Raw genomic sequence first — 1,684 nt, 5'->3', positions numbered from 1 at the left:
CTTCTTCCTGAAAATCAAGCACTTCAGACGCATCGCCACGCGCTACGAACAGACCCCACGGGCGTTTATGTCAATCCTTTGCCTCGTCAGCGCGTTCATCTGGACCAAATGAATGTCAACGCGCTCTAAGGCAGAATCATCGAATTCACGGCCGAAAACCTGTCGATCGAGGGCAGGAACACCGGGCACGTCCGGCGGCGGCGCGCTCGGACCTGTTAGATTTTCTGCCTGGAACGATCCAGCGCCTCGCTCAGGCGCTTCCCGAGGGAAAGACAAGCGCGACTTAATTGGCCCGTGTGCCTTTACAACACCGGGTCCGCCTTTACAATATCCGGGATCGACGCGGGCATATATGTCTGGATGCGAGACCTCTTTGGCATGAGCGACGACTTGGAGCGCCTCGGGCAAAGCATGTGGATCGGGCGGCGTCGAGCGCTGGTTGGCAAGCGTCGGCTCGACGGCCAGGCGGCTTCGCACAACCTCGTCCGGTGATCGCCCCTTCAACACGCGCTGGCGCCTCCTGTTGTAGGCCTGATTGAAGCCCTTGAGCAGCATCTCCAGATCACGATGGCTATAGATCGTGATGCCCAGCACTTCGCGCTGCACCCGCCCATTGAAGCGCTCCACGAGACCGTTATCCGGCATGATGTTTGCGGTGCCTTATGCGTCCATCTGCTTTCTTCGGAAAGCGGTGCTATGGTGAGCCCATCTGGGACGCGGGGCACCGGGAGCACGAAGGTGCGGGCAGGCCGCCGATAGACGTTGGGCTGAGAGCCCGAGCTCGTTACACGGCCGCCCTCTTGCGACTTGTCCGGATGCGCTGCGAGCGCGGATCAGTAGGTGTCGTGTTGCCCGCCAGCTCCCGTTTTGGACGAGCACAGCTCGGAGGGAACCGGCATGCGCATCATCGGACTGGATATCCACCGCGCCTTCGCCGAGGCGGTTGCCTGGCAGGAGGGCAAGCTCAAGCGGATCGGGCGCATCGACATGCGCCGCGACCAGCTGACCTCCTTCGCAGCCTCGCTGTTGAGCACTGACGTGGTCGTAGTCGAAGCGACCGGCAACGCGGCTGCCGTGGCGCGGTGATCGGCCCGCATGTGAAGCGGGTCGTGATTGCCAATCCGATGCAGGTGCGGGTGATCGCCCATGCCAAGATCAAGACCGATACCATCGATGCTGGGGTCCTCGCGCAGCTCTATGCCAGCGGGTTCCTGCCGGAGGTCTGGATTGCTGACGAAGCGACCCAGGCACTGCGGCGGCAGGTCACACGGCGCAACCAGGTCGTGCGTCAGCGCTCCCGGCTTAAGAACATCATCCAGTCAATCCTGCATGCCCATCTGATCCCCGCGTGTCCAGCGGCTGATCTGTGTGGCTCTAAAGGACGGGCCTAGCTGTCGGAACAGATCCTGCCGGACGATGAGCGCTATGCCATTGAGTGGACTTGCTCCGCTTTTGATACTGCTGGCGAATTCATCATGCTGGGACGGGAGCCATCATGAGCTTGGTAAAGGCGGATTGCCGGGTTCGTGCGAGCGGCGTGCCCGCGAACCAAGCCCGTAGTCGGATGAGGTTGATGGCAGCCGCCGTCAGCACGTGCTGGAGATGCGTCTTGGTGAGACCGATGTAGCGGGAGCGTCGCAGGTGCAGGACCCGGACCCCGGCGGAGATTGTTCCTTCGATGCCG

General features: G+C 61.9%; 1 protein-coding gene and 2 pseudogenes. 1 reads left to right on the top strand and 2 read right to left on the bottom strand.

Annotation, left to right across the window (positions count from 1 at the left end; genetic code table 11):
* Nucleotides 1–354: 354 nt before the first annotated feature.
* Nucleotides 355–636: pseudogene (locus FS320_RS51320) on the bottom strand (integrase core domain-containing protein); the annotation flags it as partial.
* A 261-nt stretch (nucleotides 637–897) separates the two neighbouring features.
* On the opposite strand from FS320_RS51320, the pseudogene FS320_RS42915 reads away from it, so the two are divergent.
* Nucleotides 898–1,469 (top strand): annotated as a pseudogene (locus FS320_RS42915) (IS110 family transposase); the annotation flags it as partial.
* A 4-nt stretch (nucleotides 1,470–1,473) separates the two neighbouring features.
* On the opposite strand, the gene FS320_RS42910 reads toward FS320_RS42915, so the two are convergent.
* The coding region (locus FS320_RS42910) for a transposase (protein ID WP_192926425.1) at nucleotides 1,474–1,684 on the bottom strand (211 nt) is incomplete at its 5' end.

Origin of the sequence: Microvirga tunisiensis (genome assembly GCF_009296175.1) — a bacterium.
Taxonomy (GTDB): domain Bacteria; phylum Pseudomonadota; class Alphaproteobacteria; order Rhizobiales; family Beijerinckiaceae; genus Microvirga; species Microvirga tunisiensis.
Note: the sequence above shows the minus strand (reverse complement) of the source record. Positions and strands in the feature narration are given on the sequence as shown.